The sequence below is a fragment of the Kribbella italica genome (assembly GCF_014205135.1).
Classification (GTDB): Bacteria; Actinomycetota; Actinomycetes; order Propionibacteriales; family Kribbellaceae; genus Kribbella; species Kribbella italica.
Genome location: NZ_JACHMY010000001.1, coordinates 1,227,388 through 1,241,547, shown reverse-complemented (window position 1 = coordinate 1,241,547; position 14,160 = coordinate 1,227,388). Strand labels below are relative to the sequence as shown.

The following is a 14,160-nucleotide window of genomic DNA, read 5'->3' as shown; positions in this document are numbered from 1 at the left end:
CATGCCCGAAGGAGACACTGTCTGGCGCGCGACCAAGCGGCTCGACCAAGCGCTGGCCGGGAAGGTGCTGACGAAGACCGACTTCCGGGTGCCAACGCTGGCGACCACCGACTTGAGCGGCCGGACGATGATCAAGGTAGTGCCTCGCGGCAAGCATCTGCTGATGCGGCTCTCCGGCGAAACGACGATCCACAGCCATTTCCGGATGGACGGGAGCTGGCATCTCTACCGGCCCGGCGAGCGGTGGAAAGGCGGGCCTGACCACCAGGTTCGGGCGGTGCTGGAGACCGAGTCCTGGACCGCGGTGGGGTACCGGCTGCCGGTCCTGGAGTTGGTGGCGACCTCCGCGGAGGAGACCGTGGTCGGGCATCTCGGGCCGGATCTGCTGTCGCCGTCGTTCGACCGGGCGGTGGCGCTGGCCAACCTGGCGGCCGATCCCGAGCGGACGATCAGCGAGGCGTTGCTCGACCAGCGGAACCTGGCCGGCATCGGGAACTTCTACCGCACCGAGGTCTGCTTCCTGCTCGGGCTGCATCCTTGGCGTCCGGTCTCGACGGTCGAGGTCGGGGCTGCGGTCGACCTGAGCCGACGGCTGATGAAGGCGAATCTGGTTCACGCGGCGCAGGTCACCACCGGGGTTGATCGGCCGGGGCAGCGCAGTTGGGTTTTCGAGCGGCCAGGGAAGCCGTGCCGGCGGTGCCGCACGCTCATCCGGACAGCTCCGATCGGCGAACCGCCGCGGGCGCGGGTCAGCTACTGGTGCCCGCGCTGCCAGCCCGAGAACTGACCTGTGGACAACCCCGGCGACCGAACCGGAAACGGATACCTTCTCTGACAAGACGAGATCGAACATATGTTCGACTCGGAGAGGAGAAGGTCATGACGGAGATCTGCTACCGGCGCCCGGACGACGCGTACCCGCGGCAGGTGGCGCAACTGGTCCGCGACCAAGGCTGGGTCGTCGAGCACGATGCCAGGCCGGAATGGCCGGCTCCGGTCACGTCGACGATCGGTCTGTGCCGGCGCGCGCATCCGGAGTTCATGGTGTTCGGTTGCGACGCCCCGACGGGACTCGCGCTGCTGGAGCCGCTGGCGTTGGCCGTCCAGGACGGGCACCGTCTCCTCGACTGCGACCAGCCGAACCGCTTCTATCCCGGTGCCGAGCGCATCGAATTGATCTACTTCCCGCTCACGACGTCGTATCTGCCGACCGTCAACCAACTCTTCAGGCGCAACGGAACCGCACCGATCCCGGCTCAACTGCTGCTCAGGACCGACCTTCTGGAGGGGCCACTGACTGTAGCCCCGAGGCCTGTCAGGAAGACGACGTACCTGGTCAGCGAGTTCAACGCCCGCCACCACGCCGCCAAGGCGGGTGACGAGTCATGACGACCCGATCAGGCCGCGACGACCTCGGGCTCGATCGTCGTGTGCGCCAGCACCAGAGCCTCTTCGCGGGCCAGGTCCTCGCTCACCTCGGCGAAGATCATCGAGAGCGGTACGTCGAGGGCCGTGCAGATTGCTGCCAGCAACTCGCTCGAGGCTTCCTTCTGACCGCGCTCCACCTCGGAGAGGTAGCCCAGGCTCACCCGGGCCTCGGCGGACACCTCGCGCAGAGTGCGCCCCTGGCGCAGCCGCTTACGCCGCAGTACGTCGCCCAGCAGGCCACGAACCAGCACCATGAGGTTTCTCCCTTCCGCCTGTCGGACCGAATCTACTCGCACCGTAGCTCGGCCGTGGGAACCAACGGTACCCGTTGCCGGGTCACTACTGTTCGCAACGTCCAGCTTCGGTGCGCCGCTCCAGTCTGCCCTACCTCTGCCCATGCTGGTCCCAACACCCCGATCAGCCGAGATCTTCCGTCATCAAGTCGGCCCCGAGCCGCAGGACGGCCTCGACACTCCCCCAGCGGATGGCCGCACGATCTCCGGTCAGCGACAGCTTCCGGACCTCGACCTTGTGGGGTCCGGCCGCCGCGACGTACACCGTGCCGGCCTCGATCCCGGCCTGCGGATCCGGTCCGGCCACACCTGTCGTGGCAAGGCCGTAGGTGGCCCCCAGCCGCTCCCGGACGCCCGCCGCCAGCGCATGGGCCGTATCGGCGTGCACGGGCCCGACAGCGGCCAGCAGGTCCTCGGGAACGCCCGCGAGGGTCGCCTTCAGTTCGGTGGCGTAGACGATCACGCCGCCGCGGTAGACGGCAGAGATCCCCGCTACGTCGGTCAGCGTGGCGCCGACCAGACCGCCGGTCAGCGACTCCGCGGTGGCAACGGTGGCTTCGCGTTCCTTCAGGAGGTCCACGAAGCGGTCGAGCGCCGCGTCGAGGCTGCTGGGTTCGTGCGAAGCGGTGTGCCTGCCAGGGGCCGAGTTGGAGGACGGCGTGTTTGCGCCACCTTCGACGCCGGGCGTGTCGGCCGTCATGGAAGGGGACGTTTGGCGGCCGCGCGCAGACGGAGCGCCCGGCCGACGTAGTCGAGACCGGTCACGATCGTCACGATCACGGCCGCGGCCATGAAGGCGACAGCGGTCCAGTGCAGGACCGCCACCGAGTGCCAAGGAAGGAGGTAGAGACCGAGTGCGATCGCCTGCAGGACCGTTTTCAGCTTGCCGCCGCGGCTGGCCGGCATCACCCCGTGCCGAATCACCCAGAACCGGAGCGCGGTCACCCCCCACTCGCGGACCATCACCACGACGGTGACCCACCACGGCAGGTCGCCGAGCAGGGACAGTCCGATGAACGCGGCACCGGTGAGCGCCTTGTCCGCGATCGGGTCGGCGATCTTGCCGAAGTTCGTGACCATGTTCCAGCGGCGGGCGATGTCGCCGTCGAACCGGTCGGTGACGATCGCGACCACGAAGGCGGCCGTCGCCAGCAGCCGGTTCCCGTCGTCGGCCCCACCGTCGCGCAGCAGCAGCCAGACGAACAACGGCACCAGGACGAGCCGCAGCACCGTCAGCGCGTTCGCCACGTTCCAGGCGCTCGGCGCGCTGATCGGACCGGTGGCCGCGTGCGGCACCGGATTCGTCGGCGGGTTCGTCACGCGGTCAGATTAGCTGCCTGGACGACTTCCTGCGGCTGCACGTGCGCGGCGTACTGCGCGACGAGGTCGACTCCTTCGCTCGCCACCACGGTGGCGACGACGAGATCTCCTAGCGCCAGACCGTCGGGCAGATCGGTCAGCGTGGTGGAGCCGTCGACCTCGGGGCCCTGGTGGGCGGCACGGCCTTCGGCGGTGTCGCCGTCCAGGGATTCCACCAGCACCTCGAGCGTCTCACCGATCCGCGCCTCGGCGCGGGCCGAGGTCAGGTCCTCGGCCAGCCTGGTGACGCGGTCGAGCCGGGCCGCGATGGTGTCCTCGTCCAGCTTGCCGTCGTAGGTCTCGGCCTCGGTGCCGTCCTCGTCGGAATACCCGAACACCCCGATCGCGTCGAGCCCGGCGCGGGAAAGGAAGTCGCAGAGAATGTCCACGTCCTCCTCGGTCTCCCCCGGGAACCCGACGATCACGTTGCTCCGGATGCCCGCGGTCGGCGCCTGGGCACGGACCTGCTCGATCAGCTCGAGGAACCGCTCCGCGTCACCGAACCGGCGCATCCGGCGCAGCAACGGGCCGGACGCGTGCTGGAACGACAGGTCGAAGTACGGCACGACGCCAGGCGTCGACGTCATCGCGCTGATCAGGGTCGGGCGCATCTCGGCCGGCTGCAGGTACGAAACGCGGACCCGCGTCAGACCCGGCACCGCCGCGATCTCGCCGACGAGCGTCTCCAGCAGCCGCAGGTCGCCCAGATCCTTGCCGTACGACGTCGAGTTCTCCGAGACGAGGAAGACCTCGCGGACGCCGTTCTCGGCGAGCCAGTGGGCTTCGCCGAGCACCTCGGTCGGACGCCGCGACACGAACGCGCCACGGAACGCCGGGATCGCGCAGAAGGCGCAACGTCGGTCGCAGCCCGACGCCAGCTTCAGCGGCGCCATCGGGCCGCCGTCCAGCCGCCGTCGCATCACGCGCGGTCCGCTGGCCGGCGCGCTCATGAGGTCCGGCGCGTCGATGGTCAATTCAGCGGGGTCGGACGGCTTGACCGCGCGCCCCTTCAGCTCGGCCGTCGCGCCGGCCGCCAGAGCGTCGACATCGCCGTTCGTGGGCTTCAGAGAGGCGGGGATATGAGAGGCGTGCGCTCCCGCGGCAGCGTGCACGGAGACCGCGCTGCCGTTGTCAGATGCCGCGTCGCCGTGGCCAGGGACTGCGACGCCCTGGGCGCCGGCGCGGTCGGCCGGCGCGAGCGGCAGCAGCTTGCGGCGGTCCCGCGGGACGTGCGACTGGTGCTTGGTCCCGGACAGGATCGAGCGCAGCTTGTCGGAGATGTCCGCGTAGTCGTCGAAGCCGAGCACCGCGTCGGTCTCCGGCAGCGCCTCGGCCAACTGCTCGCCGTAACGCTCAGCCAGGCATCCGACCGCGACGACCGCCTGGGTCCGGCCCGAGTCCTTGTAGTCGGACGCGGCCAGCAACGTGTCGACCGAGTCCTTCTTGGCCGCCTCGACGAATCCGCAGGTGTTCACCACCACGGTGTCCGCCTCGGACGCGTCCTCCACCAGCCGGAACCCGCCGGCTTCCAACCGACCGGCCAGTTCTTCGGAGTCCACATCATTACGAGCACAGCCCAGCGTGACCAGGGCGACAGTCGTGGGGTTCGTAGTCATCACCCCGAGTATGACTGCTGCCACCCCAACGCCCATAACCAACCACCTCGCCGACAGCCGACGCGCGTGCTGGTCGTCCGCTCAAAGGCCGCCGCAGAACGGCCGGAACCGAGCAAGGTCGTCGTCCAGCCTGGCCAGACGATCGAAGCCCCACATCTGCACGCCTGGGCGGTCGACCTCGCCCAGGACACGGGCGGTCAGGTCGCCCAGTGCGCGGGACAGGAGTGTGCACTCGAGATGATCGAGGCTCAGGTCCCGCGCGCCGTACTCGGTGAGGTAGTCCTCCAGCTGTCGAGTTTCCGCCGCGACCCAGAGGTCGTGCTCGCGGGGAGCCAGCACCGCCTGATCCCAGTCGAGGATCGCGGCGAGCTGGTCATCGCTGTCCACGAGCAGATTGAGGGTGATGAAGTCGGTGTGACAGAGGACGCGACGGGCAGGTACCTGATCCGCGCGCTGTACGGCGTTGTGCAGGCGGTCGATCGCCGCGGCGATCTCGTCTCTGCGATCCGCTATCCACGGGTGATCCAGGTTTGCTGCCAGCAGTTGAACGTAGGACTCGTCGAGCGTGCCGACCGGCAGCGTGAGACCACCGCTCGCCGGTTGGGTGTCGTGGACCCGACGAAGCGCGCGAGCCGACAAGCGCCAGTCGTCATCGGTGGCGGGGCGACCGTGGACGAAGGGAAAGACGGCGTACGGTCGTCCGTTCCAGGTCGCGTGAAGACTGCCCGACAACGTCGGCACGGCAGCCGGCACCGGGAGACCGAGCGCCTGGAGCTCGCCAAGGATCGCCAGCCTGCCCGGTGCTGCGGTTGGCGAGATCTCGTCCCGCCAGACCTTGATGAACCAGGTGTCGTCGGCGACCCAGCACTCACTCTCGAATCCGCCCGCGTGCGGGGTGAATACGGAAGCTCTGATGCCGTAATCCCGCGTGAGGTCACCCGAGCTGGGCCCTTCTCCTTCCGCTGCCACGCCAGAAGGCTGGCACGGACCAGTCAGCGAACGCGAAGGATTAACGCTGGCCGGCTGTCTGAGCAGATCCTCGTCTGCTGCAGCTGGGCGGCAGACGTGCTGAGCGTACGACGGTTTACCGCCATGTCGCTCGGCCCCGAGACGGGCGACCACGAACCGGGCGGCCACGAGCCGGGCGATCAAGTCGGCGCTACGCGATCCGGACCGCCTCCAGGTCGCGCGATGCTCGCCCGGTCGAGCTTCGTCAGCAGCGTCCGGTCGCCGCACGCCGCGGCCAGCGCCACCGCCGTTGTTCCGCCGCCTCATCGCTGGTTCCCGTCACACGGGGCGGGAGTGCGGGGCCGACTGCGGTTACGGGGCCTTTTGGATGGTGCCGGTGGGGGTGATGGTGAAGCGTCTGGTGGTGGGGACGGCCTTCTTGCCGTTGATGGTGACGGTGAGGTTCTTGAGGGCGCCGGCCGAGACTCGGATGGAGCCGGGGTAGGTCACCGTCTGGGTGGAGCCGGTGCCGAGGCGGCCCTGGAAGAGAACCTCGCCGTAGTAGTTGCGAAGGGTTACGTAGGTGCCCTCGCCGGTGGATTTGAGGACCACTACGACCTTGGTGGCGGGCTTCGGCTTGGCGGGGGTGCTGGGCTTCGGGGGCGGCGGCTTCGTCGCACTCGGTTTGGGGGCGACAGGCGTGGTGACGGCCGGGGTGGGGCTGGCGCTGCGGGAGGCGTTCGCCTCGACGTCGCTGGGGAGGGTGAACAGGCGGACCATGCCCCAGCCCATCAGGCCGACCAGGATCGCGCCGACAACGACCGCCCAGCGGGGGCGGACCGGGTGCAGGCGGGGTTTGCGGGGCTCGATGCGTTCGTCGCGGCGGGCGCGATCGGGTTCGCTCGGCGGGTAGGCCTCATCGAACGCCGCGAGCAGCGGCGCCGGGTCGGCCTTGACCACGCGGGCGATCGAACGGATGTGGCCGCGGGCGTAGAAGTTTCCGCCGCACCGGGAGAAGTCGTCGTCCTCCATCGCGACCAGCAGACCTGTTCTGATCCGGGTGGCCGCGCTCAGCTGCTCGATGGACAGGTCCGCCCGTTCGCGGGCCGCCGTGAGCTCGCTGCCGATGGTCACGTTCCCACCGCCTCTCCACCGCCCGTGTACTTACCGATCCGCCGACATCAAGTCAACGGCCTTGGCCCGACGGGGTCACGGCAGAGTCAGATTTGTTCCCTGACCGGACATCTCGCGTCCGCCAGCATGTGCAGAGCCTGTACCACTTCCCCGTTCGACGGCCGTGCCGTCAACCCGAACGGTACCGCGAGAGAGGTCCCGGTCAGGCGACGGTTGGCGTCAGTGGTCCTGCGCGTCGCGGCCGGCATGGCTGCCAGCATCGGTCCGGGGTCGAGGAGGTGGACCGCGATCCGGCCGTCGTCGAGCGGGTGCCGGCGACGCAGGACGGTGACCTCCTCGATCTCTTCCCAGCGGGTGCCGATCCACTCGGAGCCGATCCGCAGGCGGATCCCGACGCGGTCGGCAACCAGCATGTCCCCGACGGTCAGGGCGCGGGCGCAGATCACCGCGAGGGCGGCGAAGGCGGCCGCGGCGAACCATCGGAGGACGCCTGTCGGTGAGGTCGATGCCGAGGTGGCGAAACCGATGGCCACCAGCACGGCGCCGACGGCGATGCCGCCGTGAACCTTTTGCGAGGAGCGGACCGTGAACTCCTGAAGCAACTCGTCGGGCTCGACGTCGAACTCCTCGACGTCGAACTGCGTGTCGTGCACCGATTCCTCGCCCTCGTACGCCGGGTCGTTGCCCGGACCGTCCAACTGCTCGTGCTGCACCGGTTCCGCCGACCGGGCGTCGACCGGAGTTTCGTTGCGTACCTGCACCGGACCTCCTCGCGAGCCGCTCGATGCTTGTGCACCGACCAAGGTGAGGCTCGGAGCCTCGCTGACCGCAAAGCCGGCCGGGACTTCAACAGAAGAGGAAGTCCGCCGGGTGTCACGTGGTGCGGAAACCTGGGCTCCTTGCCGGGTGCGGCTTGGCGTGGAGACCTGGGTGTCCGTGGCCGGGGAACCTCGGCGCGAGCTGCGCCGGGACGGCGAGAGGTTCGCCTCGACCGGCACCGGCCGCAGAGGAGCCGGTGAGCCGAAGACGGTCGCAGGCACGGGGTTGAGGGCGGCGTCGGAGGCGGCGACGCCCTCGGCCGTTTGAGAGCCTGGCCGGCCGTCGGCACGCGGAGAGCCCGACCGGGTGTCGGCACGCGCGGACGCCTGCTCGGTGCTGCGGGCCGTGGACGCCTGCTGGGCGGCGCGGTCCGGAGAAGTCTGCTGGGCGGCGCGGTCCGGAGAAGTCTGCTGGGTGCTGCTGGCCGTGGAAGCCTGCTGGGCGGCGGGCTCCGCGGAAGCCTGCTGGGCGCTGCGGCCCGTGGGCAGTTGCTGAGCGCCACGGCTCGCGGGCCCCTGCTCAGCGCCACGGCTCGCGGGCGGCTGATCGCTGCTTCGGCTGGCGGAGGGGTGTTGGGTGGCTCGGGTTGACGGGCCTGGGCGGACTCCGCGGCGGGGTGGGGCTTCGGTGGGGGTGTGGGTCGGCGGTGCCGGGGTGGTGGTGCTGCGCTTGGGGGCCTGGGGAATGGGCTGGGCGCTGCGGGCTTGGGGGTGGGTGGTGGGGAGTTCCGGGGCGGCGGGGGTGGTGGGGTCGGACGGCTCACGGGGGATGGTGGTTGGGGCCGGCACGGTCACTCTCCTCGCAGGGTGGCGACGAAGTCCTCTAGGTCATCGGGTTTGACCAGGACGTCTCGGGCCTTGGAGCCCTCGCTCGGCCCGACCACTCCCCGGCTCTCCAGGATGTCCATCAGGCGGCCCGCCTTGGCGAAACCGACCCGGAGCTTGCGCTGCAGCATCGACGTGGAACCGAACTGGGTGGAGACGATCAGCTCGGCGGCCTGGACGACCAGGTCGAGGTCGTCGCCGATCTCGTCGTCGAGGTCCTTGCTCGGACCGGCCACGGCCGTGACGTCCTCGCGGTACGTCGGCTGCAGCTGCTCCTTGCAGTGCTCCACGACGGCCTGGATCTCGTGCTCGGTGACCCAGGCGCCCTGGATCCGCATCGGCTTGCTCGCGCCCATCGGCAGGAACAGACCGTCACCCTGGCCGACCAGCTTCTCCGCGCCGGGCTGGTCCAGGATGACCCGGCTGTCGGCCAGCGACGAGGTCGCGAAGGCCAGCCGGGACGGCACGTTGGCCTTGATCAGACCGGTCACGACGTCCACCGACGGGCGCTGGGTCGCCAGCACCAGGTGAATACCGGCCGCGCGGGCCAGCTGGGTGATGCGGACGATCGAGTCCTCGACGTCGCGCGGGGCGACCATCATCAGGTCGGCGAGCTCGTCGACGATCACCAGCAGGTACGGGTACGGCGTGAGGACGCGCTCGCTGCCCGGCGGTGGCTTCACCTTGCCGGCGCGGACCGCCTTGTTGAAGTCGTCGACGTGCCGGTACCCGAAGGCCGCGAGGTCGTCGTACCGCATGTCCATCTCGCGGACGACCCACTGCAGCGCCTCGGCGGCCTTCTTGGCGTTGGTGATGATCGGCGTGATCAGGTGCGGGATGCCCTCGTAGCTGTTCAGCTCGACCCGCTTGGGGTCGACCAGGATCATCCGCACCTCGTCGGGCGTGGACCGCATCAGGACCGAGGTGATCAGCGAGTTCACGAACACCGACTTGCCGGAGCCGGTCGCACCGGCGACCAGCAGGTGCGGCATCTTGGCCATGTTCGCGACCACGAAGCCGCCCTCGACGTCCTTGCCCAGGCCGGCCACCATCGGGTGGTGGTCGTTGCGCGCGCTCGCCGAGCGGATCACATCGCCGAGGCTGACGATCTCCTTGTCGGTGTTCGGGATCTCGATACCGATCGCGGACTTGCCGGGGATCGGGGACAGGATCCGTACGTCGGCCGAGGCGACGGCGTACGCGATGTTCTTCGACAGCGCGGTGACCTTCTCGACCTTCACCGCGGAGCCGAGCTCGACCTCGTACCGGGTGACGGTCGGGCCGCGGGTGTAGCCGGTGACCTGGGCGTCGATGCCGAACTGGTCGAACACCTCGGTGAGCCGATCGACGACCGCGTCGGAGGCCTTGGTCCGGGCCTTGTGCACCGAACCGGGCTTCAGCATCTGGCCGTCGGGCAGCGTGTACGTGATGTCGCCAGACAGGCTGAGCTGCTCGACGCGCTGCGGCAGGGGCGTGTGGGGCGGCGGCTCGGGTGCGGAGTCGCCCTTGCCCGACTTCGCCGGGGCGGCGGCCGCGGCGGTCGAGGCGGCGATCGGATCCGCGGCGTCGCCGTCGACGTCGTACGGGTCCTCTTCGACCGGCGGCTTGGACTTGCGGCCGCGTTTGGAGAGCTCGCGGCCCTCGAGCACCGGCGAGTCGTACGGCTTGATCGTCGGGTCGCCGTCGTCGTCGAGCGCGGCCTTGGCGCGGCGCTCCTTGCGGGTCAGCCGCACGGTGTCGTCGGTGGCCGGCTGCGCGGAGGGCGCGTCGGCGGGGATCTCGGTCCGGCCGAGCAGTACGTCGAACGCGGCGCGGACGCGGAGCGGGATGGCGTAGATCGGCGTGCCGGTGACCACCAGGGCGCCGAAGATCGCGAGCAGGACCAGCAGCGGCGAGGCGACGTACGACGTCAGCAGGTCGGACAGCAGCGAGGAGACGACGTACCCGATCGCGCCGCCGGCTTCCTGCAGCGGCAGGTCGCCGTCCTGGCTCGGCCGCGGGATGCCGTGGGCGATGTGGACCAGGCCGAGGATGCCGAGGGCGATCGCCGTCCAGCCGATCACCTGGCGACCGGCCGGGCCGTTGCGGTCCGGGTGGCGCAGGGTGCGCAGCGCGATGAACAGGAGCATCAGCGGGACGGCCCAGCCGAGCATGCCGACGCTGCCGCTGACCACCGTGCGGATCCCGTCGCCGACCGCGCCGGGCAGGGTCCACCAGATCGCGGCCGCGACGATCACGGCCAGACCGATCAGGCCGAGGCCGGCGCCGTCGCGGCGGTGCGCGGGGTCGAGGTCGCGGGCGCCTTTGCCGACACCGCGGACGATGCTGCCGAGCAGGTGCGCGAAGCCGAGCCACAGCTTCACCAGCCCGCGGCCGACGGCGATCATCGCGGCCGCGAACGGCCCCGCTCCCCCGCCGGATTTGGGCGTACTGGTCCGCGCGGCGGTGCTACCACCGCGCTTCGCGCTCTGCCCACGCTTCTGGGCGCCTGACGGACGGGAGCGTCCACCGGCCGCCGAACGCGCCGTACTCGGGCGCTTGGCTGCCGACTTCTGCGCCCGCGCCGGGGAAGACGTGCGGGTCGCCATGTCTAGCAGGCTACCCCGAGGACCACTCGAGTCACACGTGTCACACGCCGGTCACGCTGCCCCATCCGTCGCGTCACAGCGTGGGCCTCCGCCCAGGCGGGGGGAGAGAGGAGGGAGCCCGGCGCCCTACCGCGCAAGCGGCTGCGCCCCTGCCGGCCGATGTCCCGCCGCGAAAGCGGCTGCACCGCCTTCTGGCCGCTGCACCGCTGGGCCTTCCCAGCCGCTGCCCCGCGGTGTGGGCGGCTGTGCGCCTCCCAGCCGGTGTCCCGCGCGAGAAGCCTGCGCCGCCTCCCCGGCCGCCGCGCCGCCGCGCAAGAAACTGCACCGCTGCACCGCCTCTCAGCCGGTGTGCCGCCGCGCAGGAGGTTGCCCCGCGACGCCGCTTCCCACCCACTGCCCCGCTGTGCGAGCGGCTGCGCCCTCCCAGCCCCCGCCTCGCTAGAAGCCGCGTCGCTGCGCCCGCTCCCGGCCGGTGTCCCGCCGCGCGGCGGGACGCCCCTACCGGCCACTGAACCGCCCCGCCGCGCACCCGGTTGTGCCGCTGGGCCACAGCTCGGTCGGTGTAGCGTCGTTTGTCGGGGCTGATCACGCCCAGTTCCCGATGAAAGGCGAGCTGAGGCCAACCAAAAGGGCGCGGCCGGCATCCGACCTACTGGGGTCGAGACGAAGGTGGGCGTACCGAGGTGAAGAACGTGCGAGTCCGGCTGATCGTGTTGGTGGCCGGGCTGACGGTGGCTGCGGTGACGGCCGGGGCGACGTTGGCGGTTCGGAGGGTTCCGCATGACAGTCTCGACGCGGCCGGACCGCTGAGTGGGACGCCGTCGGCGGCGGCCTCGGGGACGGCGTCGGTTCCCGCTGATGTGAAGGTCGATCTCGCCAAGCTCCCTCAAGGGCAGGGGCCGCAGATGGCTTTTCTGGTTGACCGGGTTGTCCGCGGTGGGACCGGGCCGGTGGCCAGTGTTCCGGGCAAGCAGCCGATCGAGCAGGTGGTTCGGTTCGGTGGTGGTCTGCTCACGATTCTTTCCACCGGCGACGTGACGACCGAGCTCCGGAGGATCGAGCCGTACGCCGAGGCGTTCAGCCCCGGTCGGGTTGCCGGTGTGAGCAGCCTGGTGGCGTCGGCCGAGGAGGACCTCGCCGCGTACGCCGTGGACGGCCAGAGCGCGGTCTACTGGCTCGACTCGCGGGACACCGAGCTGGTTCAGCGGTCGCTGAAGCGGCCCGAGTACGGGCGTACGCAGGTGCTGGCCGTGCGTGGCGACCTCGTCTACTTCAGTGCCGAGGGCAAGGGGTACCCGGCGCCGGAGACGTACTACCGGTGGGACTCCAAGTCCGGGAAGGTGACGGCGGTGACGACCGTCCGCGGGTTCGAAGGACTCAACACGGCCGGCACCGCGGCGGCCGACTTCATCAGTGGCGCGGCCCAGACCTTCTGCAGTGCGGTCACCGAGCTCGACACCGGGAAGCGCAAGTTCCGGACCTGCAAGTACTCGCTGGACGGGTTCACTCCCGACGACCAGACCGTCGTGGCCAGCGAGGACTTCCGCGGCGGCGGCGCCGAGGCCTTCACTGCCGCGCTGGACGCGAACAACGGCCACGTACGGCGGCAGTGGGTCGGTGTCCAGTTCGTGATGGCCGTGGCCGAGGACGACGACCACATCCTGATGGTGGTCGACACCGGCGAGGACACTCCGGTCGGGATCATCCGGTGCAGCATCGGGGATGGGACCTGCGAGACGGCGCTACCTAGAGACCGGTACGGCCGCGGCAACGTGCAGCTGCTCGGCGCCCGGACCTGATCAGGTACGCCGAAGCCTGAGCACCTGCCAGACGAGCACGTACAGGACCAGCGCCGCGACGGCACCGGACGCCAGACCGCTGAGCGCGAACCGTACGACGGCCTCACCGACCAGGTCGTCGGAGTCGGCGGCAGCACGACGTACCGAGACGACGGCGAAGGCCAGCGCGAGAATGCAGGCCGCGGCCAGTACGCCGTACCGGGCAGCCGGTGCGAGCCCGTCCCCCACCGGCCGAGCGGTCGTGCGGCGCCACCAGAAGACCAGGTAGATGGCGATGGCCAGTACGCCGCCGATGCTGCTGACGTACTGGAGCACCCGGTTGACGTCCCACGCCGGTGTGATCGAAGTACTCAGGAACGACCAGTGCTGGACGAAGTAGCCGTCGCCGTGGGTGAAGGAGTCCCACACCACGTGGGTCAGGCCGCCGAGGAACAGCGACACGACGGTCCACAGCACGCTCGGCCGCTCAGCAACAGCGAATCGGCCGGCCAGCGACGGCGGAGCCAGGGCCACCAGCGGACGCCGGAGGATCAGCTGGTAGACCAGCAGGGCCAGGAGCGCCAGCAGCGGGTCCAGCCAGAACGCCGAGCTGAACTCGTGGGTGAGAGTCAGCGTCAGGTTCCCGTTGATGTGCCGCGTGGCGAAGGTGTAGAGCGGCCCGATGTACAGCAGATCGGGCGCGAGCGCGCCGGCCACCAGCGCCGACGGCACGAACGGATGCCGCAGCAGCGGGAGGACGGCGGCCGGGTGGGCGAGCGGGAAAGGCACGGCCGCAGCGTAAGTGCTTAGGGGCTCGGAGCAACTGTCGGGGTCGCCGTGACGAGCCCCGGCTCAGGCCCCGGTGACCCCGTCCAGGTGCTCCCGCAGGAGGTCGGCGTGCCCGCAGTGGCGGGCGTACTCCCCGATCAGGTGGATGTAGATCATCCGCAGCGAGGACTCCTCCCCCGAGAACGTGAACCGATCGTCCAGCGACCGCCCGGCGGCCGCCTCGTCGGACAGCTTCCACTCCTCGATCAGGGCCTCGTACGACGCCTGCGCGTCGGCCGCGTCGATCAGCTCGAAGTCCGCGTCCTTGCCGAGCGCCGGGTCGAAGACCGGCGACGCCGGTACGTCGGCGAAGTGGATCCGGAACCAGATCCGCTCGACCTTCCGCGCGTGCCGGATCAGCCCGAGCAGCGACAGCGTCGACGGCGGAGCACTCCGCTCGGCCAGCTGCTCACCACGAAGACCCGCGCACTTGTAGAGCAGGGTGTGACGGTAGAAGTCCAGGTAGCCGGCGAGCAGCTCGCGCTCGGGAGCCACGAGCGATCCGGTCGGCCGGTCGACGGCAGGGGCGGTCCAGGTCATCCGCG

General features: G+C 70.2%; 13 protein-coding genes. 3 read left to right on the top strand and 10 right to left on the bottom strand.

Features of this window, described 5'->3' with window-relative positions; genetic code table 11:
* Position 1 precedes the first annotated feature (1 nt).
* Positions 2-787 carry an Fpg/Nei family DNA glycosylase gene (locus tag HDA39_RS05835; RefSeq protein ID WP_184794212.1) on the top strand — a complete coding sequence of 262 codons (786 nt, stop codon included), beginning with the start codon at positions 2-4 and terminating at the stop codon, positions 785-787.
* 92 nt (positions 788-879) lie between these two features.
* Complete coding sequence (locus HDA39_RS05830) at positions 880-1,389, top strand: DUF4262 domain-containing protein (protein ID WP_184794211.1); 510 nt, start codon at positions 880-882, stop codon at positions 1,387-1,389.
* An 8-nt stretch (positions 1,390-1,397) separates the two neighbouring features.
* On the opposite strand, the gene HDA39_RS05825 is transcribed toward HDA39_RS05830, so the two are convergent.
* The 8 genes from HDA39_RS05825 to HDA39_RS05790 form a co-directional block, all read right to left on the bottom strand.
* On the bottom strand, positions 1,398-1,682 hold the full coding sequence (locus HDA39_RS05825; RefSeq protein WP_184794210.1) for a helix-turn-helix domain-containing protein: 285 nt from the start codon (positions 1,680-1,682) through the stop codon (positions 1,398-1,400).
* 163 nt (positions 1,683-1,845) lie between these two features.
* Positions 1,846-2,421 carry a CinA family protein gene (locus HDA39_RS05820; RefSeq protein WP_184794209.1) on the bottom strand — a complete coding sequence of 192 codons (576 nt, stop codon included), beginning with the start codon at positions 2,419-2,421 and terminating at the stop codon, positions 1,846-1,848.
* Entirely contained in the window at positions 2,418-3,041 is a 624-nt protein-coding gene (gene pgsA / locus HDA39_RS05815) for a CDP-diacylglycerol--glycerol-3-phosphate 3-phosphatidyltransferase (RefSeq protein ID WP_184794208.1), read from the bottom strand. Before pgsA ends, HDA39_RS05820 begins: the two co-directional genes overlap by 4 nt.
* Positions 3,038-4,696 (bottom strand): 30S ribosomal protein S12 methylthiotransferase RimO, encoded by a 1,659-nt coding sequence (gene rimO / locus HDA39_RS05810; RefSeq protein WP_238355986.1) that lies wholly within the window; start codon positions 4,694-4,696, stop codon positions 3,038-3,040. The genes pgsA and rimO overlap by 4 nt, the downstream gene beginning before the upstream one ends.
* An 81-nt stretch (positions 4,697-4,777) precedes the next feature.
* Complete coding sequence (locus tag HDA39_RS05805; protein WP_184794206.1) at positions 4,778-5,665, bottom strand: phosphotransferase; 888 nt, start codon at positions 5,663-5,665, stop codon at positions 4,778-4,780.
* A gap of 351 nt (positions 5,666-6,016) precedes the next feature.
* The gene (locus HDA39_RS05800) at positions 6,017-6,778 is read right to left on the bottom strand and encodes a RodZ domain-containing protein (protein ID WP_184794205.1); all 762 of its coding nucleotides are present in this window, start codon (positions 6,776-6,778) and stop codon (positions 6,017-6,019) included.
* A gap of 86 nt (positions 6,779-6,864) precedes the next feature.
* Positions 6,865-7,539 (bottom strand): hypothetical protein, encoded by a 675-nt coding sequence (locus HDA39_RS05795; protein ID WP_337925642.1) that lies wholly within the window; start codon positions 7,537-7,539, stop codon positions 6,865-6,867.
* Between the two features lie 848 nt (positions 7,540-8,387).
* Entirely contained in the window at positions 8,388-10,808 is a 2,421-nt protein-coding gene (locus HDA39_RS05790) for an FtsK/SpoIIIE family DNA translocase (RefSeq protein WP_184805600.1), read from the bottom strand.
* Between the two features lie 884 nt (positions 10,809-11,692).
* On the opposite strand from HDA39_RS05790, the gene HDA39_RS05785 reads away from it, so the two are divergent.
* The gene (locus HDA39_RS05785; protein WP_184794204.1) at positions 11,693-12,808 is read left to right on the top strand and encodes a hypothetical protein; all 1,116 of its coding nucleotides are present in this window, start codon (positions 11,693-11,695) and stop codon (positions 12,806-12,808) included.
* Here the strand turns inward: HDA39_RS05785 and HDA39_RS05780 are convergent, their stop codons facing one another.
* Both HDA39_RS05780 and HDA39_RS05775 read right to left on the bottom strand, forming a co-directional pair.
* Positions 12,809-13,576 carry a DUF4184 family protein gene (locus HDA39_RS05780; protein ID WP_184794203.1) on the bottom strand — a complete coding sequence of 256 codons (768 nt, stop codon included), beginning with the start codon at positions 13,574-13,576 and terminating at the stop codon, positions 12,809-12,811.
* A gap of 63 nt (positions 13,577-13,639) precedes the next feature.
* On the bottom strand, positions 13,640-14,155 hold the full coding sequence (locus tag HDA39_RS05775; RefSeq protein ID WP_184794202.1) for a DinB family protein: 516 nt from the start codon (positions 14,153-14,155) through the stop codon (positions 13,640-13,642).
* Between the last annotated feature and the right edge of the window lie 5 nt (positions 14,156-14,160).

What these genes read in the sequence shown, in the direction of transcription:
- HDA39_RS05830 (WP_184794211.1), top strand. Translation starts at nt 880, where the DNA reads ATGACGGAGATCTGCTACCGGCGCCCGGACGACGCGTACCCGCGGCAG.
- rimO (WP_238355986.1), bottom strand. Translation starts at nt 4,696, where the DNA reads ATGACTACGAACCCCACGACTGTCGCCCTGGTCACGCTGGGCTGTGCT.
- HDA39_RS05775 (WP_184794202.1), bottom strand. Translation starts at nt 14,155, where the DNA reads ATGACCTGGACCGCCCCTGCCGTCGACCGGCCGACCGGATCGCTCGTG.
- HDA39_RS05790 (WP_184805600.1), bottom strand. Translation starts at nt 10,808, where the DNA reads ATGATCGCCGTCGGCCGCGGGCTGGTGAAGCTGTGGCTCGGCTTCGCG.
- HDA39_RS05835 (WP_184794212.1), top strand. Translation starts at nt 2, where the DNA reads ATGCCCGAAGGAGACACTGTCTGGCGCGCGACCAAGCGGCTCGACCAA.
- HDA39_RS05825 (WP_184794210.1), bottom strand. Translation starts at nt 1,682, where the DNA reads ATGGTGCTGGTTCGTGGCCTGCTGGGCGACGTACTGCGGCGTAAGCGG.
- HDA39_RS05820 (WP_184794209.1), bottom strand. Translation starts at nt 2,421, where the DNA reads ATGACGGCCGACACGCCCGGCGTCGAAGGTGGCGCAAACACGCCGTCC.